The sequence below is a fragment of the Sporosarcina sp. D27 genome (genome assembly GCF_000586555.1).
In the GTDB taxonomy this organism is placed as follows: domain Bacteria; phylum Bacillota; class Bacilli; order Bacillales_A; family Planococcaceae; genus Sporosarcina.
The window spans coordinates 1-21,316 of record NZ_AZUC01000053.1 but is presented as its reverse complement, the minus strand read 5'-3'; the positions used below and the strand labels follow the sequence as shown (position 1 = coordinate 21,316).

Sequence of the window (21,316 nt, the reverse complement as noted above, 5' to 3'; positions counted from 1 at the left end):
ATTTAAACTGACCGTCTACCGGAAATCATGTTAAGAATAAACACGATCAATGCAATGACGAGCAAGATATGAATGAGGCCGCCACCAATTTTGAAAATTAGTCCAAGCAACCAGAATGCAATTAGTGCTACAATGATAATCCAAAGTAATTTACCCATGTGTCGTTCACTCCTTTCGAGATTGTGATTGAATTGGTTATGCTGTTTAGATACCCAGGTACAAATTGAGTTAAACACATCCAAAAAAATTTGAAGGTAAATGGGCTACAAAATGCTATCGGAGGTGCTTGGATTGGCAACACCGAGTATGGAAGACTATATTGAACAGATTTACTTGCAAATTGAAGCAAAAGGCCAGGCAAGAGTTTCGGATGTCGCAGAATCGCTAGCCGTACTTCCGTCATCAGTCACGAAAATGGCGCAACGGCTCCATAAGGAAGGCTACGTTATTTATGAACGATATAAAGATATAAGCCTAACCGTCCGTGGTCGTAATTTTGGTGAACGGCTTGTGCAACGACATGAACTGTTAGAACAATTTTTACGGATTATCGGTGTGAAGGAAGAAAACATATACGGAGATGTAGAAGGAATTGAACATCACCTAAGCTGGGACGCGATGGATCGAATAACAGATCTTGTACAAGCCATGAATGAAGATAAAAGCTTCGTGACTGCACTTAAACAACGCAACGAATAAGTTTACTAACAATTATTTAAGGAAATGGGAGAATAAGATGACAAATACACTTGCAGGAACAGTTCAAAAAGTTCGGGTACTGGAGCTTGAAGGCTCACGTTGGTCACTCGATTTAGATGGAACAGAATTGTATATGAACGCTTCTGAAGCACCGGAAACACTACAAGCAGGAGACACTCCAGACGTTTTCTTATTCATGAACCGACGGGGTGAACTCGCGGCTTCGATGCAATTGCCGCACATGACAATGGGAACATACGGCTGGGCACGGGTTTTACGGGTGGACGACAAGTTCGGAGCATACGTTGATATTGGTGCAGCTTTCGAAGTGCTCGTGAACAAAGCAGATCTGCCACATGTCCGAAAGTTATGGCCAAAGATTGACGATGCGTTGTATATGACGCTTCGTACGGATCCAGCTGGAACGATCTTCGGACGACTCGCAACGGAAGAACGCGTACTAGATGTCATTGGAATTGCAGAGCAATGGCGCATGAACGATAACCTAACAGCGCGTCCTTACCGGTTGCTGCCAGTAGGAGCGTTCTTGCTAAGCATTCCTGATAATTTCCGAATCTTCATCCACGCTAGCGAAATGGCTGCCGAGCCACGTCTTGGAGAAGAGCTCGCAGTCCGCATCATTGATGTACAGGAAGACGGAACGCTAAATGGATCTCTACTTCCGCGTAAGCAGGAACGATTGGACGACGATGCAGAAATGATTTACGCGTATTTACAAGAAACTAACGGTAAAATGCCATTTACGGATAAGTCGACACCTGAGGAAATTGAGGAAATGTTTAGCCTTAGTAAAGGCGCCTTCAAACGTGCACTCGGCAGATTGATGAAAGACGGTAAGATTGAACAGCGAGATGGCTGGACGTCCCTCAAAGATTGACGGGAACCTTTTAGCTCAAGATTTCGTATGTATTGGAAACGAGGAGGTAAGAAAATGAAACGAACGCTTGCTGCTAGTCTTGCATTGATGCTCTCTGTAGGGCTACTGTTACCGAACATTGCATCAGCAGATTCTACCATTAATGAAAAGCTGGGAGTACCAATCGTAGTCTACGGCGCCAACCTTTCTGATGACGAAAAGGCTAGTGTAAAAAAGAGTCTGAAAGTTGACGAGGAAGCAGAAGTAGAAGAAATTGAAGTGACAGGGAAAGATCTTGTTACTTATATTAAAGACGGCGATCCGAATGCACGAATGTATTCTTCGGCGAAAATCATGCGGAAAGATGCAGGTAAAGGGCTCGAAATTTCGATTGTTACGCAAGACAATATTACTCAAGTCACGCCAGAAATGTACGCGACAGCTATGCTGACGGCAGGCATTGAAGATGCTAAAGTGGAAGTTGCAGCCCCTAAGAAAGTAACTGGGCATTCTGCATTGGTCGGTATTTATAAAGCTTATGAAGTAAGCGGAGAATCACTAGATAAGGAACGTACGGATGTAGCCAACGACGAATTGGACGTTGCGACGACGTTATCTGAAAAAGGTGTAGACAAAGACAAAGTTGCCGAACTATTGACGGATATTAAACAGCAGATTTCCGACAAAAACCCTGCGACTAAAGAAGATGTGGAAAAAATTGTCAAAGAACAATTAGAGAAGCACAAAATCGAACTAAGTGATGCAGATCGTCAATTACTAATTGACTTGATGGACCGGATTAGTAAATTAGATATAGATTTCTCGAAATTTTCACAGCAACTAGATGATTTGGCTTCAAAGGTTAAAGACAAATTAGGTGAAATCGATCCCGGTTTTTGGGATAAAGTAAAAGAATTTTTCCAAGGACTTGTAGATTCAGTGAAATCTGTGTTTCAATAACTAAGTAAGTATCGTTGAACTATCTAAATACCCGAATCATCCATTTAAAAGGGAGGCTGTTCTCATGGAATTTGAATACAAAGATCTTGGCGGTGATGCGTATGCATTTCGCAATGAGCAAGGTGGTAAAACACTAGCTGAAATTACGTGGACACTTCTCGGAGATGTCATGGTGATGGATCACACTTTCGTTTCGGAAGAACTCCGTGGTGGAGGCGTTGCGAAGAAACTTTTAGACCGTGCTGCTGACTATGCTCGGGAAAACAACTTGAAGATGGAAGCAGTTTGTTCATACGTAGTAACCGCGTTCAACCGATACGAAGAATACAACGATGTGAAAGCTTAACGATTAATTAAAGCGGAACGCTGTGTTTAGGCGCTCCGCTTTTTTAAGAAGTAACAAAAAAATGAAACGTTTTGTGAATTCAGTCGTATAGTAGACTACAACTAGAAAAAGTGAGGCGATGTAAATGAATCGAACGGCAGAAAAAGTATTAGGAATCATAGGATTAGTATTTACAGTATTTGGAGTCATAGCATCCATTTTTGGTGCTGTCATATTTAATATGTTTAGCTCAAATCCTGAACTTCGCACAGAGATGGAAATGGATTTCTATTCAGATCCTACAATGACGCCTGCAGATATTGATATGATTTTCAACATATTTGATGCACTCGGAGGATTCCTGTGGCTAGGAGTTGTATTCCTAGTTATAAGTTTAGTACTGACAATTATCGGATTGGTCAACATTTGGAATAACAAAAATCCGAAACTTGCAGGAATCATGTTCATAATTGGTGGATTAACGGGAGGTATTTTGTCTCTTACTTCAATCTTACTCTATATCGCAGGGATTCTCTGCTTGACAAAGAAACCAAATACAATGGTTCCAGATGAACAGATCATTACTGACACACCACCTGAAGATGGTGGAATGCGTCCGTTGTAAACAATAAAAAAACGTCCTGTTCGGTAGTTTCCGAATAGGACGTTTTTGAATTAGATGCATAAAGCGGATTGCCGTATCATATAAACATATTGTGCTGTTTCAACCGGAACCCCTTCAAAGTCTTCATCAAATACTTCAAGTAACTCAAAACCAAGCTTCTCGTAGAACGCTTTTGCGGGATCATTTAAATCATCAACGTACACGAATAGCTTCATAGCACCATTCAGTAGCGTCAATGCACCAGTAAATAGCTCCATCCCTATGCCTTGTCGCTGATAGTCTGGAAGGATATAAAGTGCGGTTAGCTCGGCATCTCCATCATCATCAATCCGAGTCATGTTGAAAAATCCAACAGCACGACCGTCGCGTTCAGCGATTAAAACCTCTGTCTTTTCCATACGCTTCAATAACATGGGAGTTGAGTAAGCGCTATCGAGAAATTTTTGTTGAACAAATTCGGGTAAAAGCTCTCTATACGTATCTTTCCAAGTGGCACGGGCAATGTGTTGAACGGCAGCAATATCTTCCTCAATCATTTGTCGAATCATTGCGCTTTCACCTCGTCATTCCTTTCTCTCATCATAACAAATGCAGGTATTGAAAACTAGCGATAGTCAGACTTGTCATGAAAATGAAATGTTCATTGCGTTTGGCAAACTTGAAGTGGGGTATACTTGTTACATGGACCCATACTAAATAAAAGTTAAGTAAAAATTTGGAGGTTTGATTTTCATGGCTAAAAAACGTAATGGTATTCTACTTGCAACAATTGCAGCTGGAGCATATGCATATTTCAGTAAAAAAGAGAACCGTGACAAAGCACAAGTAGCTGTGAACAATTTAGTTACGAAAGTCGATTCTTTTGTTCAATCTAAAAAAGCAGACTACTCAGACCAAACTAAACGTGGCATGTCCGATCCGTACGATTTTCAGGACAACAAAATGGTGAGTGAAGGGGCTCAAACTAGCGTTCATTACTACAACCAAGTGGTTGAAGATAAAGGGAAGTCAGCTAAAGAAGATGGCCTTTATCATAAAAAAGAAGACAAAGAAATTACGGACGAGCTTGAGTCCAAAGAAGCGAAATCAGACTCCGAAAAGTCGAAATGAAACTAACGGTTAACTATACAAAACATCTAACCACTAGCATCTAAACTAAATAACACGTGATTAATCGCCTAATTCATTACAAAACCTGCAAAGTGTCTAAATTGTCACCAAATGCAGGTTTTTTTGTATTGTCCATATTAAATCGGTCTTTTCAAAATAGGTTTCGTTGTAATTGTGAACGGGATTAGGGTATACTTTTTTAAGAGACGATGACCGTCTGTAATTGAAAAAAACCCGTTAGTCGATCTGAGTTTTCCTATGAAAATCCGGGTTGCTAATAGTTTGAAAAATAGTGAAGGTGGATTTCGTGAAAAAAAGAATTGGATTTATAACGATGTTGGCTACAGCCGCAGTGTTATTAAGTGGTTGTACGAGTGTTGAGGAAAAAAGAGGGACGTTCTATGGAATATTTGTAAAACCGATGGATTGGTTGCTTCATACTCTAGGAGAAGCATTTAACGGAAGCTATGGACTCGCGATCATCGTCATCACGATGGGAATTCGCTTAATCCTAATGCCTCTCATGTTGAAAAACTACAAATCACAGCAAGAAATGAAAGTAAAAATGGATGCGTTGAAACCTGAAATGGAAACGATCCAAAAACAGATGAAAACAGCAAAAGAATCAGGCAACAAAGAAGAACAGATGAAGTTGCAACAAGAAATGATGGGCCTCTATTCCAAACATAATGTGAATCCGTTAAACATGGGTTGTCTTCCATTAGTGATTCAAATGCCAATCATTATGGGTCTGTACTTTGCAATCTTGTATGCTGATGATGTAGTGAAGAGTCATCAATTTCTATGGTTTGAGCTAGGTAAACCCGATATGATTATGATGCTTGTTGCAGGTGCTGTATACTTCGTTCAAGCAAGAGTTTCACTATGGACAATGCCAGAGCAGCAGAAAGCACAAATGAAATTATTTGTTTACATTTCACCAATTATGATTATGTTCATCTCGTATCGTGTTGCTGCTGCACTCCCTCTCTACTGGGCAGTAGGTGGTTTGTTCATGATTTTCCAAACGTATCTCGGACGTAAATTCTACTATAAACACACTGCAGCAGAACTAGCAGTTGAAGCTGACGGTCATGTCGATGTAGAAATCGTCGATCCAGAAGATGAACAACATAAGAAAAGCAAGAAAAAAGGGAAGTAACTTTTATAGCTCAATCAGCCGGAGAGCTTACTCCGGCTTCTTTTTTAACTTATAGAACACAAGGCTGACTGTGAAATGGAGGAATATGCCGATGAACAGTAAATGGATTTATGGAATAGGTATTGTCTTAGCAGGCGCATTTTCACTCTATTTTATTGTCAAGCTAGATTTACAAAATGCATTGATTGGCATGATTGCGCTGTTTGCTCTCACGAATAGTGCACGAGCGAAGCAATTCAAGAGTCAAGGGATGATACGTGAGTCCCGGTGGATGCAAGGGCTATCAATGTTATTTGCGATTGCCCTTGCAGTCATCTTGTTTTTAAGAGTGTTAGGATGAAAAAAGGAAACAGCATTGCGCATAGAGCGCTGCTGCTTCCTTTTTTTAGTAGGCTAGCTTTCGTCGAGTAAAGAGAACGATAAAGATGGCAGGAATTGTACATACCGCCATTCCTAAAAAAGCGAGCCCGGGAGAAATATCGTATAAATACCCTGCAGGAATTGTTAAAAATGCTGTACTCAAACTCATAGCAAACGCTGCATACATACCTTGCGCAGAGGCGATCTGCTGTTTTGGAAGACGAGTGGATATATATTGGATGAATGCATAATGTGCAATACCGAAAGAAATTGCATGCAACATTTGTGTAACAACGAACACGGCTGTAATCGGAAAAAGGAAAACAACGATCCAACGAACGGTTGAACCAATCGCGGCCATTAAAAACATCGTTGAAATCTTTACATTTGCTAGCATCCGGTCTGAAACACGGAAAAAAAGAATCTCAAATAGCACAGCGACGTTTAAAATTACCCCAATCCAAAATCCAGAAACATTCAGGTCATCCAGGTAAATGAAACCAAAGCTATAATACGCAGCATGAGCCCCTTGTAGTAAAACAGCTAAAATGGTTACGACTAGAAACCCTTTTGTTTGGAACAGCGTCCTTAACTTAGTCTGAGAGACATTTGAAGAAGTACGTTCCGGTGCCATATCAAGAACTGCAGGTGCACTTCTCATGAAAAATAAGACAGCTATAGCAAGGCCGACAATCATTAAATACAAAATCGATTGCTCGCTCCAAATGGATGTCGCGGCACCAACGAGCAGTAAAGCGACTGTATATCCGATTGATCCAAACGAACGGCTTTTTCCATAATGGATTCGCTCAGACTGCATTAATAGAGTTGCACCACTCTCGACAGCAGGCAAAATCATAGGATAGACCGCACTGAACAAAATCGTGATCGCTGCCAGTGCCCATAATGGAGAATCAGGCAAGTAGAGAATGACGAGCAGCAGTGAGAGGATTGATAATCCTTGAACCACTCTTCGTAGAGAGGATCTATGGGTTAATACAGGGAATACGAGAAAAGTAGTGAGCGCTCTTGCAGCCATTCCGATTCCCATGATGACACTGGCTGTAGAAACAGTGAGACCTTTTTCAATGGTCAACCATCCGGTCCAATAGGGAAGAAAGATTCCCCACGTAAAAAAGAATACAAAAAAACTGGCAGAAAGCCATCGTTGGTTAGCCAAATAGAATCATCCTTCATCTAAATAAATCAAACTGAAAAATTAATCATAGCATACACTTTTAAAAAGGCACAGTAGTCCTAAGGCAGAAATAATGGTAGACTATGAAATGGACTGTTTGTAATGATCCCGTAAAATACAAGAAACTGACAATAGATAGCAAGAGACAATATGAAAGAAGGCAAATTTCTTATGAAGCGAAGTCAAGATAGAAGACGAACGAGCAAGAAGCGGTCTAAAGGGCTAAAAGCGACGTTACTAATTGCTGTAGCCGCTCTGGTAGGACTGATTATATGGATTGGCACCAATGATTGGAACGTTGAGAAAACGCTAGAACAAGCAGGTTTATCTAATACTGATAGTGAAAAACCAGAAACTTCCCCTGGGTCAGAAGACAAGGAAGAAGAGGATGAACAAAATCTGCCTCCTGCAGAAGTAGAGCCGGCTCCTCCCGAAGAGTCAACAGAAAAAGGCGAGGATGACACACCTTTTGATGGAGGGTATGTGGAGGGACAACAATTGCCAAGTGAACCGACCTATGTAAAAGACATCTTAATTGCCAACAAAAAATATCCGCTACCGGAAACCTTTGCACCTGGTGAAAGTAAAGAAGCCCGAGCTGCATTTGAAGAAATGGCTGCGGAAGCTAAGCTTTCCAGTTTTAACTTAACTGCGTTCAGCACATACCGTTCCTACGACTATCAAGTGACGCTTTACAACCGTTATGTGGATCGAGACGGGGTAGAAGCGGCAGATCGCTACAGCGCACGACCTGGCTACTCGGAACATCAAACGGGTCTGGCATTTGATATTGGTGAAGTGAATCACGAAAAACATTGGGCATCCTCATCGTTTGGTACAACAGAAGCAGGCAAGTGGTTGCTCGCAAACGCACATCGCTATGGTTTCATTTTGCGCTACCCTAATCACAAAGAAGAAATCACAGGATACATGCACGAGGCGTGGCACTACCGATATGTTGGTAAGCCGATAGCTGAACAAATCTTCAAGAAAAATATCACACTCGAGGAATACCTTGGAATAGAGTGAGAAAAGGACTGCCCTAGCAGTCCTTTTTTCTATGGGTACAGTTAAGCAGGTGCATGGAAGTGCTTAGTTTTTATGGAATCTGCTCAAGCGAGAGGGAATCCGCTCAAGCGAGCCAGGAATCTGCTCAAGCAAGTCAGGAAACCGCTCAAGCAAACCAAGAATCCCCTCAAGCAACCATCCCAAAAATCAAAAAACAGGCTACCTCCAAATAGAAGGTAGCCCGACACGTGAACACATTATAAAATAGGCGACAACAATCGCGAGATCGACTCTTTAATCTTAATCGTACGTGAGCGATTCAAATACATATCGTAAGTCAACTCAGTCGATAACTGGATGTCTTGTTCAAATAGCTCAGCGAGTTCGCGTGACTTCTCTCGATCATAGATGAACGCATTGATTTCAAAGTTGAGACGGAAACTTCGCTCGTCAATATTGGCTGTACCGACAGTCGACAACTCATCATCCACAACAATCTGCTTCGCATGAATGAACCCATTCTCGTAAATGTAGACCCGTGCTCCAGCTTTCAGCAAGCTGCCGATATTCGAATACGTCGCCCAGTAGACAAACATGTGATCCGGCTTATTCGGAATCATAATCCTCACATCTACCCCAGACAAACACGCGATTCGAAGCGCGTCCAAGAAACTAACGTCGGGAATGAAATACGGCGTTTGAATATATATATAATCTTTGGCGATAAAGATCATCTTTAGATAGCCGTCCTTGATTTGTTCCCATTCCGCATCTGGGCCGCTCGAAACGATTTGCATTCCGACGGATCCTTTACGTGGTATGACAGGGAAGTAACGATCGTTGTATTGCACTTCACTCGATGCCAATGCCTGATTCCAATCCAAAAGGAATCGGGTTTGTAACGGATGTACTGCACTTCCTTCGATGCGTAAGTGAGTATCCCGCCAATAGCCGAACTTTTTGCTCATCCCAAGGTACTCATCTCCCACGTTAAATCCACCGACATATCCAACACGACCATCGACAACCACGATTTTTCGGTGATTACGATAATTCAAGCGTGGGTTGATGAGCGGCATTATGGCAGGGAAGAAAGCTGCAGCTTCTCCGCCAGCTTCTGTGAGTTCTTTCAAATGTTTGACGTGCAAACCCCGCGATCCGATATCGTCAAAAAGTACACGAACTTTTACGCCTGACTGCGCCTTTCTTACAAGAACCTCCATAATCTTACTTCCGAGTTTGTCGAGTCTCATAATGTAATACTGGAAATGGATATGATCCTTGGCACTTTCCAAGTCCTCGATAAGCGCTTCGAACTTTGCAGCACCATCATTAAAGATTTCCACATCATTATCTTGTGTTAACACGGCATGGTTATTTCGTAAATGTAAATAAATCATATCGTGGTAATGTGCGGTATCATCGAGTTGGAATTCAAAGGTTTCGTCTTCAATCGCCTCCATTTGGTAGTCGATTAAGGTCTCTATACCGATACGATCTCGACCGGACCAGCGAAATAAGTGTCGTTTCCGCAATTGTCTTCCAAGAAGCAGGTAAATAATGAATCCAAAGAGAGGAATGAAAAATAGAACAAGGAGCCAAGCCCATGTAGCTGCAGCATCACGTCGTTCTAAAAAGATAAGAACGCCCGCAAGCAGGACGTTTAAAATAAGAGTTGCAATCGTAAGAAAGGTGATAATTCCTGCCATTGTATGCCGCCTTTCTGGAAATGTATTGTATTTCTATAGTATACATGAACAAAGGAATTTGTCTCTGAAAACAAAACCTTGCTGCTTAATAAAAAAGACTGAAAGAAATGGAGTGCCCAACTCTTTCAGTCTCCCGAGGAATAGATGTTAGGGACGCAGATTCACGCGTTGCAAACGCAACGCATTCAATACAACCGACACGGAACTGAACGCCATTGCAGCACCAGTTACCCCTAAGGGCGAGCAATCCAGCCACCACAACACCCTGTCCATCCCGACAGTCGCTGCAATCGACTTCGCAATCCGTTCCTGATCGCCTGTCAGCATGATGACTTACATCCCGAGTGCATGCAATTCTTTCACCTTATCTGCAACAGCAATCACACCTACATAATCGCCATCCGCTGCTATATACATCACCGTCTTGCCGTCATTCTCAAGGGAATCCGTGTCTGCAATGCCACCATCGAACGAAACGCGAAGCGCTCAAATATTTTTTGGTTGCCAAGCAATACTTAAATGCTGTCTATCTTACAACGGATCTCGTGAACAGGAATGGATTCGAACTCTTCAACTGTTGAAATCCGCTCCACCTTTTCCTGTCCGAAAGCTGTAATGGCACGAGCCACAGGGTGTTCAGAATCCCTTTCCGTTGCCGCTGCTAGTGCTGTCAACGATTCCCTTTTTGACGAATCCGAAACATACAAGTCTGTCACTTCGGGTGTCCCTTTAGTGAATGTACCGGTAGGGGAGTATGTCAATCGATCACGTTGGATCAATGAAATTTACGAAAAAAGAGCATTTGTAACATAATTGAAAGGTTAAAAACTTGACAATTGTGGTATAATGAAGTTAGACAAAGGACAACATCAAGATTAGAGCAAAATAGAACCTTATATCCAATTCGTGCGTCCTGCACTATAGAAAGGTTGAGGTGGAACCAGATGGCGAAAGAAATCGATTTGAAGAAGATCATCACAAACTTAGCGAAGTTAGGTGTTTCCGCTACAATGACAAAATCGCGTCTAGATATGCTGAAGGCACTTACACCGCCTGCTCAGCAAGACCCGCAAATCCAACCATAACTAAAAAACACGACCTAGGAATATTCCTAGGTCGTGTTTTTTATTCTTCCTCATCCGAGTTGAACATATACGTACGGTGATGGAATTTCATGCTGAAAATCAGACCAATAGCGAGCATGTTACCCATCAAAGAACTACCTCCATAACTTATGAATGGAAGGGGAATCCCCGTAATCGGAAGTAATTGAATCGTCATGCCGATATTTTCAAATACATGGAACGTAATCATTGCGATAATCCCTGCAGCAATATACGTACTGAATGGATCCTTTAACTCCAAAGCAATTTTTGTCAAATGATAAATCAGAAAGAAATATAGACAAATGACGACGCTTGCGCCGAAGAATCCCCATTCCTCTCCAATAACACTGAAGATGAAGTCAGTATGGCTTTCTGGTACATACACTTCACGGTCTTTATACCCTTTACCGAAAATCCCCCCAGATCCAATCGCGTTCAACGAAGTAATGAGATGCAATCCTTCGTTTGACGAATACGAATAGGGATCGAGCCATGAATAGATTCGCTGGAACTGATACTGTTTAAATCCGAGTGACGCTAAAAAGTCTTGGGCATATAATGCCATAAAGAGCATTGTGCCTCCGATTGAAGCTGAGCCCACAAAGATTGGCAATAAGATTTTCCACGTTATGCCAGACACGATAGTTAGAGCAGCAGTGATAGCGAGGAAAACTAGCGCTGTTCCTAAATCTGTCTGCATCATTATGAAAAATAAAGGAACAATCAGGACGACACCGATTTTTAAAAGTAACATGAAATCGGTTTGCAACGTCTTCTCTGTAAACTTCTCATGGTGTTTCGTTATGACACGAGCAAGACCGATGATGAAAAATGTTTTCATAAACTCGGCAGGCTGGATACTACCAATACCAGGTAAGTGGAACCAACTTTTTGCTCCGTTACGGCGAGCAACGAGGTCCATACTTTCCGGGAGAATGAACAGCACGAACAGAGAGAAAATGCCGACTCCATAAATGAGCCACGCTGCTTTTTTATATTGTTCAGGTTCGAAGTACATTGTAAAAGCAATAATAATCGAACCTACGACATACCACTGAATTTGAGATGGTATAAAGTTGATGCCATATTGTCCTGTCGTTTGAGCTGAAGAAATAGCAATCAGACTAATTGCTCCAAACATAAGCAAAAGAAAGGCTAGCGGCCAATCGAAACGGTCCGAAGATCTTTGTTGTATTTTCATAATTTGTCACCTTTGTCGTTTCATAGAGTACAGTCACTCATTATAACCGAAAAGGTACCCGAATCCACAAGAGGAAATTTTCCTGTTTTGTCCGGTTACTCATCTTCTGTTTCAAATAAGTAATTTTGCTGGTGGAATCGTATACTAAAAATCAAACCAATTGCAAACATATTACTAAATAAGGAACTTCCTCCATAGCTGATGAAAGGAAGAGGGATGCCTGTTATCGGAAGCAGTTGAATATTCATACCGATGTTTTCTAACACGTGGAAAGCTAACATGGCAATGACACCTGCCGTCACATATATACTGAACGTATCTTTCAACGTCAATGCGATTTTTGTTAAATGATAAATGAAGACGAAAAAAAGTGTTATTAGTAAACTTGTCCCGATGAATCCCCATTCTTCTCCAATTACACTGATGATGAAGTCTGTGTGGTTTTCAGGAATATACACAATACTTTCTTTGAAACCTTTTCCAGTGAACTCCCCAGAACCGATTGCCGTCATCGCCTGGATCAGGTTATACCCTTCTTCACCTGGATACGAATAAGGATCGAGCCACGAATAGACACGCTTAAATTGATAAGGGTCAAAACCAAGCTTCTGCAAAAAATCCTGAGCATAGATAGCCATCCATAAAAGAGTTGCTCCCAGAGTTGCGCCAACTGCCATTAACGGACCAAGCAGTTTCCATGAAATTCCAGATACAATGACGACGGCAATTGTAATCGCGATGAATACTAGAGAAGTCCCCAAATCTGGTTGCTTCATTATGAAAGCAAGTGGAACCAGCAACATCAATGCTACTTTTCCAAGTAGCATTAAATCCATCCTGATCGATTTTTCGGGATGACGGTCATGATGAACACTAACGGTTCGAGCTAATCCAAGGATGAAAAAAGACTTGATGAACTCTGAAGGTTGAATCGTTCCAATGACAGGTAGATGTAGCCAACGCTTTGCACCTAGACGAGTTTCAGCAATTTGATCTTCACCGCCTGGTGCCAACATAAGAAATACTAAAAGGAAAATTCCAAAGCCATAAAGGGGCAACGCCAGTTTTTTGTATTGTTGAGGTTCAAGCTGTATCATAACGAAAATGATAAATGCACCTAAGACGTACCAACGTATTTGCAAGGGGATGAAATTTGTGTTGTACTGTCCAGAGTTTTGAGCGGAACCAATTGCGGTTAAACTGACGATAAAAAACAAAAATAGTAATAAAGCAAGTGTCCAGTCAAAGCGATCTGTCCACTTGGATGAAAGTTTCAAAGCGGAACTCCTTCCTAAGAAGATAATCGGTAAAGTATACCGTAGTTAGGTCAAAGATTCACGTAGTTCATAAGACGTGATCGTGGAATGATAAGTTTCTCCATTGTAAAACTTATTACTCTAACAATAGATGAAGAGAGAGGTTTTTTCTACCTTCATCCACGGTTCATGGTAAACTAGTGAGACGAAAACTAACGGATCGAGAGGGATTATTATGAAAAAAAAGCTAGGGTTAGTCTATGGAGGAAAATCAGCAGAACATGAAGTTTCGTTGTCTACAGCGCGCGCAGCTACACAAGCAATCAATTTTGAAGCATACCAAGTGATGCCGATCTACATAACTCCTGAAGGGGAGTGGCGTACGGGCGCATCTCTTGCAGCACCTGCGAAAACAATCGAAGAATTGCGTTTGGACGGGAACGGAACAAACGAGCCGGATAGTATCGCTCAATTCCTTCAGTTGGAAAGCAAGCCGGATGTCATCCTACCACTACTTCACGGAACAAATGGGGAAGATGGAACAGTACAAGGTCTCTTCGAAGTGATGAATATCCCTTACGCAGGAAATGGTGTTCTTGCCTCATCAGCAGGGATGGATAAAGTCGTCATGAAACAATTGTTTGCTCAAGTTGGGCTTGCGCAAGTACCTTATGTCCATTTCATTCGTTCAGAGTGGGAAAAAGATGAAACGCGTCTATTAGACGCTGCAGAGCAAACACTTGAATACCCGGTATTTGTAAAGCCGGCTAACTTAGGCTCAAGCGTAGGGATTAGCAAAGCGGACAATCGGGGGAGTTTGAAGGAAGCGATTTCGTTTGCGCTAAAATTCGATAGAAAAATAATTGTGGAACAAGGGGTCACAGCACGTGAAGTCGAAATGGGTGTACTAGGAAACGACGAACCTGCATGTTCCGTTCCGGGGGAAATTAAGCCCGTTGCAGCATTTTACGACTACGAAGCGAAATACCAAGACGGAAACACAGAATTAGTGATTCCTGCACAAGTACCTGATGACGTTGCAAACCATATGAAAGACATGGCGTACCGTGCATTCAAAGTACTCGACTGTGCTGGACTCGTTCGCGCTGACTTCTTTGTAACTGAAACTGACGAAGTGCTCATTAACGAAGTGAATACGATGCCTGGATTTACACCGACGAGTATGTTCCCGCTACTTTGGCAACATACTGGCGTGAGCTATCCGGAACTAATTGACCGTCTTATTGAATTGGCGATCTCACGCCATGCAGAAAAACAAAAGATACAATACACAATGGATTGAGTGGGATAACTAATGAAACGAAAATTGACTGAACTGGCTAACTGGTTGGGAGCTTCTGGACAGCTATTAGAAGGAATTACAGTGACGGGAGCAACTATTGACTCGAGAAATATCCAGGAAGGTGAGTTGTTCATCCCATTCCGTGGAGAACATACAAACGGCCATATGTATGTCCGTTCAGCTATCGAAAATGGTGCAGTTGCTGCGCTATGGCTTGCCGATGAACCGAACCCTCCTGAAGACATTCCACTTATCTTTGTAGAAGATGCAGAGAGTGCTCTACAGCAACTTGCTCGTAGCTATCGCGAACAGCTCACATGTAAAGTGATCGGTGTCACAGGTTCGAACGGTAAGACATCGACAAAAGATTTACTTGCGAGTGTTTTAGGCGCAAAATTTGAGGTCCGTAAAACAGAAGGGAATTTTAACAACGAACTCGGCATGCCGTTAACAATTCTTTCCCTTGAAGAAGATACAGAAGTGGCTGTTTTGGAAATGGGCATGAGTGGTTTTGGGGAAATTTCATTCCTTTCTAAATTAGCAAAGCCTGATATCGCAATTATTACCAATATCGGTGAAGCTCACATGCAAGATCTCGGAAGTCGAGAGGGAATTGCGAAAGCGAAATTCGAAATTATCGATGGGCTTTCTTCAAGCGGAACCTTTTACTTTGACGGTGATGAGCCACTGCTTACCGCACTTGTGAGTGATCATCCAGAACTTGATGCGCATGCTTTCGGCTACAGGGATACGTGTGACATAGTAGCGAAAGATATAAAAGTGACCGAACAAGGTAGTCAGTTTACTGTTGAGGGCCAAATTGAAGGTCAATTTGTCATCCCGGTCTACGGTGAGCACCAAGTGAAAAATGCGCTAGCAGCAATGCTGGTTGCTAAAAAACTCGGCATGACTGACGAATCGATTCGAAATGCTCTACTAAACGCAGTCTTAACACCGATGCGCATGCAACCGGTCACAGCAAAGAGTGGAGCGTTGTTCATAAATGATGCCTATAATGCTGCTCCTACATCGTTGCGTGCCGCTTTGACATTCATTGGCCAAACAGAACTGCGTAATGATAAGTGGGTAGTGCTGGGGGATATGCTGGAACTTGGGCAAGATGAACAACATTACCACGAATTAGTTGCAGACCAAATCGCCAACCTAAAGTTGAAGGGAATCGCCTTATACGGACCTAGAATGCATTGGTTATATGACGAACTTCTCACTCGGAACACGAATGTGGAACTGATTTGGACAGAAAATGACTATGCACCGATTGTCGAGAAACTACTTGAATCCATCAACGACCAATCCATTATTCTGTTGAAAGGTTCTCGCGGAATGGCACTTGAAAACGTGTTGAAAGGTGTACTGGAAACGGAGGCGTAATCCGTGAAAACTGGTGTAATTATTCTGCATGGATTTACGGGTGGCTCATTTGAAGTTCGCCCGTTCGTCCAGTATCTAAAGGACAAGACGAACTGGATCATCGATATTCCGGTATTACCTGGGCATGAAACAGGAGGCAGACTAGCGGAAATCACCGCAGAAGCCTGGCTAATGGAAGCTGAACTCGCATACAGACGCTTAAGTAAGCAAACGGATCGAATTTTTGTAGTCGGATTTTCGATGGGAGGTCTGATTGCGCTGTATCTAGCGCTTCGGTATCCTGTCGAACGTCTCGTCTTACTGAGTGCTGCCGCAAAGTACATTTCGCCTCGGCTATTATTGGCTGATGCTGCGATTTTACTTTCCGAGCCGGTCGTTCGACACTTCCCACCAAACACGTTTTATCATTTGTATCGCTATAAACTGGCCAATACGCCGATCCGCTCTGCTTATCAATTCACACGGATTATACAACAGATTGAGCCTTATTATGGCAGAATCACAGTGCCTGTTTGTATTGTGCAAGGCAAGCAGGATAGTATTGTCCCTTATTCAAGTGCCCACATGCTGTATCATTCGCTCGGCTCTTCAACGAAACAACTGATTTTCTCGGATAACGGGAAACATCACATTTGTTACAGCGATGATTGTGCGGAGTGGTTTGAAAAGGTACTTACATTCATGTGCGAAGAAGATGGACAGGAGACTTGTTTGGCATGAGTGTATAGCTTGCGATGCGTTCTTTAGTGTGGTAAACTAACATGAGCATTGGATACATTTACGCAGAACTCTTCCTCTTGTGAAGAGTGCTTTTTTTTGAATAAAACGGTTCGACGGCACTGCCGCTAACGAGGAGAATCCTCTATTGAACCGCTCGGCAAAGACCGGGCTTTCCTTTCATCCACTACATCTAACTATCCGAGAGGAAATCATTGTTTCCCCAAATTAGATTTGTATACGTTCGGAAACATACCCAATAAGCATAAGGCTCCGATTTGCCGCGCTTTCATTTGCAAATGTAACCAATTGTCAAATGGAAAACACAAAGGAGATTGAGAAGTTTGACGAAATTTTCAGAACTTAATATCAGTAAATCTACACAAGACTCTCTAAAGAGAATGGGCTTTGAAGAGGCGACTCCAATTCAAGAAGGTACGGTTACTTTTGGAATGGAAGGTAAGGACGTTATCGGTCAAGCACAGACGGGAACTGGTAAAACAGCTGCATTTGGTATCCCTATGATCGAAAAAATCGATACAAGCAATCCTGCAGTTCAGGCACTTGTCATCGCCCCAACTCGTGAGCTTGCGATTCAGGTTTCTGAAGAAATCTATAAAATCGGTCACGGAAAACGTGCTCGTATTCTTTCTGTATTTGGCGGACAAGAAATTTCACGCCAAATCCGTGCATTGAAAAACAATCCACAAATCGTTGTCGGTACACCGGGACGTATTTTGGACCACATTAAGCGTAAAACATTGAAGCTTGACGGCGTTCAAACACTTGTTTTGGACGAAGCGGATGAAATGTTGAACATGGGCTTCATCGAAGACATCAACTCAATTCTGGAGAATGTCCCTGCGGAGCGCCAAACATTGCTATTCTCAGCAACTATGCCTGGACCAATCCGCAAGATTGCAGAAACATTCATGAAAAACCCTGAGATCGTTAAGATTAAGTCAAAAGAAATGACAGTTGAAAACATCGAGCAGTTCTTCGTGAAGTCGCAAGAACGCGAGAAATTCGACATTTTGTCACGTTTGTTGAATGTTCAACAGCCGGAACTTGCGATTGTTTTCGGTCGTACTAAACGCCGGGTTGACGAACTTTCACACGCTCTTAACATCCGCGGATACCTTGCTGAAGGAATCCATGGTGACTTAACACAAGCGAAGCGTATGTCAGTATTACGTCAGTTCAAAGAGAACAAAATCGACGTTCTTGTTGCAACAGACGTTGCTGCACGTGGTCTTGATATCTCTGGTGTAACTCACGTTTACAACTTCGATATCCCACAAGATCCGGAAAGCTATGTTCACCGTATCGGCCGTACAGGTCGTGCAGGTAAGAGTGGTATGGCAATCACGTTTGTAACACCACGTGAAATGGGTTACCTTCGCATTGTTGAAGAAACAACTAAAAAGCGTATGACTCCACTTCAGCCACCAACATCTGACGAAGCACTTCTTGGACAACAAAAAGTTGCAGTCGAAACACTTGCTGAAGCAGTTCAAAAGAACGAGTTGAATGATTACGTTCAATTCGCTACAGACCTTCTTAGTAAATACGATGCAACTGACTTGGTTGCAGCGGCATTGAAACACTTAACAAATGAGCCTGACGCTACTCCTGTACAAATTACAGAAGAACGTCCATTGCCATCACGTGGTGGCGGCGGAGGTCGTGGCGGATATAAAGGCAATCGCAGTGGCGGCAATCGCTCACATGGTGGCGGCCGTGGATTCAGTGGTGGCCAGCGTCGTAGTGGCGGAAGCCGTGACGGACGTAGCGGTGGAAGTCGCGACGGACGTAGTGGAGGAAGTCGTGAAGGCGGAAGCCGGGATCGCTCACGTGGCGGACGGTCTGAACGCTAATCGCTAAACATATACAAAGAAGCTCGGGACATGCACAGGAAAATGTGCATGTCCCGAGCTTTTTATTGTGGTGATTTGAAACATCTTACGCCTCCAATCGTATACACTAGTAATAGATAGGGAGGAATTAATGTGAGAAAAGAACCTGCGAACAGGTTATCAAGGAAAGGCTTAACTGTATGGCGTTTATATGGCTGGTTACAAACCGCTTTAGTGTTGCTACTTGCAATAGGCGCAGGTACCTTAACATTTTTCTTTGATTGGCCATGGTTCATATATGCAATTGCCGTAGCGGTTGTGGTGATATACGGTTGGTTATTCATTTATCTGTTTCCAAAGATCAGGTGGTCTCGATGGCGCTATGAAGTTCGAGAGTCTGAAATAGAATTACAACATGGGATTTTCATCGTCACCCGTACACTCATTCCAATGGTTCGCGTGCAACACGTAGATACTGCACAAGGACCGATTTTAAAGAAGTATGATTTGTCCGCCATTTCAATTTCTTCTGCTGCAACTGTTCACTCAATACCAGCACTTGCTACTGAAGAGGCTGATGAACTGCGAAATCGAATTTCAGCGCTTGCGAAGGTGGCGGAAGACGATGTCTGAAACACGATACAAATTGCACTGGGTTACAGTTGTGGTGGAAAGTGTGAAAGCGTTGAAAGAGGCAATCTTACCACTTGTGGTCGTTTTTATCTCTGGGAGCAGAAATAATGAAAGTGGGAACTGGTTTTTCGATAATTGGTCACTGATTATCGGAACGGTATTGGTCGTCTATTTATTAACAAGTGGATTCATAAAATGGAGAAGGTTTACGTACTGGTTTGAGGACGGGGAATTACGGATCGAGTCGGGATTATTCGTGCGGAAGAAACGCTATATCCCATTTGAACGGATACAAAGTTTGAATTACACCGAAGGTATTTTCCATCGACCGCTCGGCTTGGTGAAAGTGCAAGTTGAAACGGCCGCCTCTTCCGGAGGAGAAGCGGAAGCTGAGTTGACAGCTGTTACTCGTGAAGACGCAGACTTGATCAAGAAGCGTATTGCCGAGGGAAAGAAACGAAAAGTCGAGGAAACAGGAGAAGCACTTGAAGTTGAAATCGATGGTGTGGAACGGATAGAGGCTGAACCTGTCGAGAAGCGTGTGTTTTCATTGAATCCCAAACAGCTCGTTCTACTCGCGACTACATCTGGTGGAATTGGTGTTATTTTTTCAGGGGTTGCTATCTTTTTATCTCAGTTTGGTGAATTTTTGCCACTTGATAAAGTAAGCGACGAGCTCGCGGGCCTTATAAAATTCGGTGTCTTTATTATTGTTCTCTTAGTTCTTGTAGGCCTGTTCGTAGCATGGCTACTATCTGTCGCGATGACGTTTTTCTCGTATTATGGGTTTACCGTTCGTGTTACAGAGGAAGAACTGATCATAACACGCGGGCTACTCGAGAAAAAGCGTACGACTATTCCGCTTAGCAGAATTCAAAGTGTGAGCTTTGTAGAGAACCCTTTGCGACAATTATTCGGATATGGACGTGTTCTAGTTCATAGCGCAGGTGCGGCTGGGGATGGCTCCAAGATTCAGCTGTTTCCACTTGTGAAGAAGAAAGAATTATTTGAGCCTTTGCAAGCGATTTTTCCTGAATTGGATTTAAGAGATCCTATGGAGAAACTCCCGATTAGAGGGCGCAAATTTTACTATCGAATTGATTTCATTTGGATGGTTCCAGTGATTGCAGGTGTGGGTTGGTTTTTCTATCCATATGGACTGCTGTCTCTTCTTCTTGTTCCACTTGTGATGGCATTTGGAGTTTGGCAACATCGCTCGGCTGCCTATCGGGTGAGTGGCAATCAGGTCACTATGCGCACGCGAGGATTTAGTCTAGAAACATCCTACACGATGCGCAAAAGAATTCAATCAGCGCACTTGCGGCAAACGATTTTTCAACGTCGTAAACGGGTCGCAACCATTCATTTGAATGTGAAGTCAGGTATTGGGGTTCACGACATTCGACTGAGACAAATGGATGTGGACGAAGCGGAGCATTTGCTGGATTGGTATGAACCTTCACGCGAGAGTGGGGAAGTTGAAATTAGGTAGTTTGTGATATTTGGAAGGTGTTTGTAGGTGTCACTCGTGAAGCGTGAGAAGTGATCATAACTGCTGGAAAGTGCTCATAAAACTGGAGAAGTGATCATAAATGATTGGGAAGTGTTCATAAAGCTCGGGAAGTGCTCATAAAGCTCGGGGAGTGATCATAACTGCTGGGAAGTGCTCATAAAGCTCGGGAAGTGATCATAACTGCTGGGAAGTGCTCGTAAAGCTGGAGAAGTGATCATACCCCCAGGAAAGTGCTCATAAAACTAGAAAAGTGATCATACCCCCAGGAAAGTGCTCATAAAACTGGAAAAGTGATCATACCCCCAG

At 42.8% G+C, this 21,316-nt stretch carries 24 protein-coding genes; 16 read left to right on the top strand and 8 right to left on the bottom strand.

What is annotated here, in order from left to right:
* Nucleotides 1-2: 2 nt before the first annotated feature.
* Nucleotides 3-158 (bottom strand): lmo0937 family membrane protein, encoded by a 156-nt coding sequence (locus N693_RS20265; protein WP_156028928.1) that lies wholly within the window; start codon nt 156-158, stop codon nt 3-5.
* Between the two features lie 133 nt (nt 159-291).
* Here N693_RS20265 and mntR point away from each other — a divergent pair, with 133 nt between their 5' ends.
* The 5 genes from mntR to N693_RS0114085 all read left to right on the top strand — a co-directional run bounded on the left by mntR (nt 292) and on the right by N693_RS0114085 (nt 3,486).
* Complete coding sequence (gene mntR / locus N693_RS0114105) at nt 292-699, top strand: transcriptional regulator MntR (protein WP_025785473.1); 408 nt, start codon at nt 292-294, stop codon at nt 697-699.
* Nucleotides 700-736: 37 nt separating this feature from the next.
* The gene (locus N693_RS0114100) at nt 737-1,597 is read left to right on the top strand and encodes a S1 RNA-binding domain-containing protein (RefSeq protein WP_025785472.1); all 861 of its coding nucleotides are present in this window, start codon (nt 737-739) and stop codon (nt 1,595-1,597) included.
* Nucleotides 1,598-1,651: 54 nt separating this feature from the next.
* Nucleotides 1,652-2,536 carry a DUF1002 domain-containing protein gene (locus N693_RS0114095; protein ID WP_025785471.1) on the top strand — a complete coding sequence of 295 codons (885 nt, stop codon included), beginning with the start codon at nt 1,652-1,654 and terminating at the stop codon, nt 2,534-2,536.
* A gap of 64 nt (nt 2,537-2,600) precedes the next feature.
* The gene (locus N693_RS0114090; protein WP_025785470.1) at nt 2,601-2,882 is read left to right on the top strand and encodes a GNAT family N-acetyltransferase; all 282 of its coding nucleotides are present in this window, start codon (nt 2,601-2,603) and stop codon (nt 2,880-2,882) included.
* A 124-nt stretch (nt 2,883-3,006) separates the two neighbouring features.
* A complete protein-coding gene (locus N693_RS0114085; RefSeq protein ID WP_025785469.1) occupies nt 3,007-3,486 on the top strand; it encodes a DUF4064 domain-containing protein in 480 nt (159 codons plus the stop codon).
* A 50-nt stretch (nt 3,487-3,536) separates the two neighbouring features.
* Here N693_RS0114085 and N693_RS0114080 read toward each other — a convergent pair whose 3' ends face one another.
* Nucleotides 3,537-4,034 (bottom strand): GNAT family N-acetyltransferase, encoded by a 498-nt coding sequence (locus N693_RS0114080; protein WP_025785468.1) that lies wholly within the window; start codon nt 4,032-4,034, stop codon nt 3,537-3,539.
* Between the two features lie 184 nt (nt 4,035-4,218).
* Here N693_RS0114080 and N693_RS0114075 point away from each other — a divergent pair, with 184 nt between their 5' ends.
* The 3 genes from N693_RS0114075 to N693_RS0114065 all read left to right on the top strand — a co-directional run bounded on the left by N693_RS0114075 (nt 4,219) and on the right by N693_RS0114065 (nt 6,098).
* The gene (locus N693_RS0114075; RefSeq protein ID WP_025785467.1) at nt 4,219-4,596 is read left to right on the top strand and encodes a hypothetical protein; all 378 of its coding nucleotides are present in this window, start codon (nt 4,219-4,221) and stop codon (nt 4,594-4,596) included.
* A gap of 307 nt (nt 4,597-4,903) precedes the next feature.
* Nucleotides 4,904-5,758, top strand: coding sequence for a membrane protein insertase YidC (yidC, locus tag N693_RS0114070; RefSeq protein WP_025785466.1), 855 nt, complete (start codon nt 4,904-4,906; stop codon nt 5,756-5,758).
* A gap of 91 nt (nt 5,759-5,849) precedes the next feature.
* Nucleotides 5,850-6,098 (top strand): hypothetical protein, encoded by a 249-nt coding sequence (locus N693_RS0114065; RefSeq protein WP_025785465.1) that lies wholly within the window; start codon nt 5,850-5,852, stop codon nt 6,096-6,098.
* Nucleotides 6,099-6,143: 45 nt separating this feature from the next.
* Here the strand turns inward: N693_RS0114065 and N693_RS0114060 are convergent, their stop codons facing one another.
* Complete coding sequence (locus N693_RS0114060; protein WP_025785464.1) at nt 6,144-7,298, bottom strand: MFS transporter; 1,155 nt, start codon at nt 7,296-7,298, stop codon at nt 6,144-6,146.
* A gap of 189 nt (nt 7,299-7,487) precedes the next feature.
* Here N693_RS0114060 and N693_RS0114055 point away from each other — a divergent pair, with 189 nt between their 5' ends.
* Nucleotides 7,488-8,345: a D-alanyl-D-alanine carboxypeptidase family protein gene (locus tag N693_RS0114055; RefSeq protein ID WP_037593392.1), complete on the top strand. Its 858-nt coding sequence runs from the start codon at nt 7,488-7,490 to the stop codon at nt 8,343-8,345.
* Between the two features lie 236 nt (nt 8,346-8,581).
* On the opposite strand, the gene cls is transcribed toward N693_RS0114055, so the two are convergent.
* The 3 genes from cls to N693_RS0114030 all read right to left on the bottom strand — a co-directional run bounded on the left by cls (nt 8,582) and on the right by N693_RS0114030 (nt 10,749).
* Complete coding sequence (gene cls / locus N693_RS0114045) at nt 8,582-10,033, bottom strand: cardiolipin synthase (protein WP_025785462.1); 1,452 nt, start codon at nt 10,031-10,033, stop codon at nt 8,582-8,584.
* A 147-nt stretch (nt 10,034-10,180) separates the two neighbouring features.
* A complete protein-coding gene (locus N693_RS20465; RefSeq protein WP_025785461.1) occupies nt 10,181-10,360 on the bottom strand; it encodes a hypothetical protein in 180 nt (59 codons plus the stop codon).
* Nucleotides 10,361-10,548: 188 nt separating this feature from the next.
* The gene (locus N693_RS0114030) at nt 10,549-10,749 is read right to left on the bottom strand and encodes a hypothetical protein (protein ID WP_025785460.1); all 201 of its coding nucleotides are present in this window, start codon (nt 10,747-10,749) and stop codon (nt 10,549-10,551) included.
* 228 nt (nt 10,750-10,977) lie between these two features.
* Here N693_RS0114030 and N693_RS20395 point away from each other — a divergent pair, with 228 nt between their 5' ends.
* Entirely contained in the window at nt 10,978-11,118 is a 141-nt protein-coding gene (locus N693_RS20395) for an Lmo0850 family protein (RefSeq protein ID WP_172643597.1), read from the top strand.
* Nucleotides 11,119-11,158: 40 nt separating this feature from the next.
* On the opposite strand, the gene N693_RS0114020 is transcribed toward N693_RS20395, so the two are convergent.
* Nucleotides 11,159-12,340: an FtsW/RodA/SpoVE family cell cycle protein gene (locus tag N693_RS0114020; RefSeq protein WP_025785459.1), complete on the bottom strand. Its 1,182-nt coding sequence runs from the start codon at nt 12,338-12,340 to the stop codon at nt 11,159-11,161.
* 95 nt (nt 12,341-12,435) lie between these two features.
* Entirely contained in the window at nt 12,436-13,617 is a 1,182-nt protein-coding gene (gene rodA / locus N693_RS0114015) for a rod shape-determining protein RodA (RefSeq protein ID WP_025785458.1), read from the bottom strand.
* 214 nt (nt 13,618-13,831) lie between these two features.
* Here rodA and N693_RS0114010 point away from each other — a divergent pair, with 214 nt between their 5' ends.
* The 6 genes from N693_RS0114010 (at nt 13,832) to N693_RS0113985 (ending at nt 20,989) form a co-directional block, all read left to right on the top strand.
* Nucleotides 13,832-14,899, top strand: coding sequence for a D-alanine--D-alanine ligase (locus N693_RS0114010; protein ID WP_025785457.1), 1,068 nt, complete (start codon nt 13,832-13,834; stop codon nt 14,897-14,899).
* Between the two features lie 12 nt (nt 14,900-14,911).
* Entirely contained in the window at nt 14,912-16,291 is a 1,380-nt protein-coding gene (gene murF / locus N693_RS0114005; RefSeq protein WP_025785456.1) for a UDP-N-acetylmuramoyl-tripeptide--D-alanyl-D-alanine ligase, read from the top strand.
* A 3-nt stretch (nt 16,292-16,294) separates the two neighbouring features.
* Nucleotides 16,295-17,011, top strand: a complete 717-nt coding sequence (locus N693_RS0114000) for a carboxylesterase (protein WP_025785455.1) — start codon at nt 16,295-16,297, stop codon at nt 17,009-17,011.
* Between the two features lie 341 nt (nt 17,012-17,352).
* Nucleotides 17,353-18,885 carry a DEAD/DEAH box helicase gene (locus tag N693_RS0113995; protein WP_025785454.1) on the top strand — a complete coding sequence of 511 codons (1,533 nt, stop codon included), beginning with the start codon at nt 17,353-17,355 and terminating at the stop codon, nt 18,883-18,885.
* Between the two features lie 132 nt (nt 18,886-19,017).
* On the top strand, nt 19,018-19,497 hold the full coding sequence (locus N693_RS0113990) for a PH domain-containing protein (RefSeq protein ID WP_025785453.1): 480 nt from the start codon (nt 19,018-19,020) through the stop codon (nt 19,495-19,497).
* A complete protein-coding gene (locus N693_RS0113985) occupies nt 19,490-20,989 on the top strand; it encodes a PH domain-containing protein (RefSeq protein ID WP_025785452.1) in 1,500 nt (499 codons plus the stop codon). The genes N693_RS0113990 and N693_RS0113985 overlap by 8 nt, the downstream gene beginning before the upstream one ends.
* Nucleotides 20,990-21,316 lie beyond the last annotated feature (327 nt).

Excerpts from the sequence above, each read along its gene's own strand:
- N693_RS20265 (WP_156028928.1), bottom strand. The coding sequence starts at position 158 with ATGGGTAAATTACTTTGGATTATCATTGTAGCACTAATTGCATTCTGG.
- N693_RS0114100 (WP_025785472.1), top strand. The coding sequence starts at position 737 with ATGACAAATACACTTGCAGGAACAGTTCAAAAAGTTCGGGTACTGGAG.
- N693_RS0114095 (WP_025785471.1), top strand. The coding sequence starts at position 1,652 with ATGAAACGAACGCTTGCTGCTAGTCTTGCATTGATGCTCTCTGTAGGG.
- N693_RS0114090 (WP_025785470.1), top strand. The coding sequence starts at position 2,601 with ATGGAATTTGAATACAAAGATCTTGGCGGTGATGCGTATGCATTTCGC.
- N693_RS0114085 (WP_025785469.1), top strand. The coding sequence starts at position 3,007 with ATGAATCGAACGGCAGAAAAAGTATTAGGAATCATAGGATTAGTATTT.
- N693_RS0114080 (WP_025785468.1), bottom strand. The coding sequence starts at position 4,034 with ATGATTCGACAAATGATTGAGGAAGATATTGCTGCCGTTCAACACATT.
- N693_RS0114075 (WP_025785467.1), top strand. The coding sequence starts at position 4,219 with ATGGCTAAAAAACGTAATGGTATTCTACTTGCAACAATTGCAGCTGGA.
- N693_RS0114065 (WP_025785465.1), top strand. The coding sequence starts at position 5,850 with ATGAACAGTAAATGGATTTATGGAATAGGTATTGTCTTAGCAGGCGCA.
- N693_RS0114055 (WP_037593392.1), top strand. The coding sequence starts at position 7,488 with ATGAAGCGAAGTCAAGATAGAAGACGAACGAGCAAGAAGCGGTCTAAA.
- cls (WP_025785462.1), bottom strand. The coding sequence starts at position 10,033 with ATGGCAGGAATTATCACCTTTCTTACGATTGCAACTCTTATTTTAAAC.
- N693_RS20465 (WP_025785461.1), bottom strand. The coding sequence starts at position 10,360 with ATGCTGACAGGCGATCAGGAACGGATTGCGAAGTCGATTGCAGCGACT.
- N693_RS20395 (WP_172643597.1), top strand. The coding sequence starts at position 10,978 with ATGGCGAAAGAAATCGATTTGAAGAAGATCATCACAAACTTAGCGAAG.
- N693_RS0114020 (WP_025785459.1), bottom strand. The coding sequence starts at position 12,340 with ATGAAAATACAACAAAGATCTTCGGACCGTTTCGATTGGCCGCTAGCC.
- N693_RS0114010 (WP_025785457.1), top strand. The coding sequence starts at position 13,832 with ATGAAAAAAAAGCTAGGGTTAGTCTATGGAGGAAAATCAGCAGAACAT.
- murF (WP_025785456.1), top strand. The coding sequence starts at position 14,912 with ATGAAACGAAAATTGACTGAACTGGCTAACTGGTTGGGAGCTTCTGGA.
- N693_RS0113985 (WP_025785452.1), top strand. The coding sequence starts at position 19,490 with ATGTCTGAAACACGATACAAATTGCACTGGGTTACAGTTGTGGTGGAA.